We start from the raw sequence: 859 nt of genomic DNA on the forward strand, positions 1-859 counted from the left end.
GGTTCAGGTTCCGGGCTTGGCCAGCGCCCGGGGGGCGGGGCTGACGACGCTCGCCGCGTTGTTGCGGATCTCGTAGACGGCGAGCGCGCGGTCGCTGAGCCCGTCGGGGCGGAAGCGGAAGGTGCCGTCGATGCCCGAGAACCCGGCGCTCTTCGTCAGCGTCGCGTCGGCGAAGCGCTGGGTTCCGTATTGCCGCGCGAGCGCCGCCGTGAGCGAGACCGCGTCGTAGGCGAGCGAGGCGACCCGCGGCGGGCTGGTGCCGAACCGCGCCTGGTAGCGCCCGGCGAAGTTGCCGAAGCCGCCGGCGTCCGGCGCGGCGAACCGCCCCCCCTGCAGCGCCGGCAGGGCGAAGAGCCGCGGCTCGTTCCACACCGCCGTGCCGATCGGCCGGATACGCGACGGCGCGAAGCCCGCCTTGGTGAGCGCGGCCGCCACCGCCGGCAGCCCCTCGGCGGTCTCGGGCAGGAACAGGGTGTCGGCCTGCGCGCCGGCCCCGGTGATCAGGCCGCCGAGGCGGGCGATCGCCGGCTCCGACGCGCCGGGGACGTAGCGCTCGATGCCGACGAGGCGGGCGCCCTTGCGCGCCACCGCCTCGCGGAACTGCGCCTCGACGGCGTTGCCGTAGGCGTTCTCGGGGATCAGCGCGGCGAAGGACCGGCGCCCGCCCGACACCGATTCCTCGACGATCCGGTCGACCTCCGCCTGGGGCAGGAAGCTCAGGAGGTAGGTGCCGGGGGCGGCCACGCTCGCATCGGTCGAGAACGCGATCACCGGCTTGCCCGCGGCCCGCGCCGGCACGGAGGCGGCCGAGACGTTGGCGGCGAAGAGCGGGCCGAGCACCAGCTCGGCGCCCTCGGCG

General features: G+C 76.1%; 1 protein-coding gene. It reads right to left on the reverse strand.

Features of this window, described 5'->3' with window-relative positions; genetic code table 11:
- Positions 1–3 precede the first annotated feature (3 nt).
- Positions 4–859: penicillin-binding protein activator (locus FV229_RS27010; protein WP_147754836.1), on the reverse strand; the 856-nt coding region annotated here is incomplete at its 5' end.

The organism is Methylobacterium sp. WL120 (assembly GCF_008039465.1).
In the GTDB taxonomy this organism is placed as follows: Bacteria; Pseudomonadota; Alphaproteobacteria; order Rhizobiales; family Beijerinckiaceae; genus Methylobacterium; species Methylobacterium cerastii.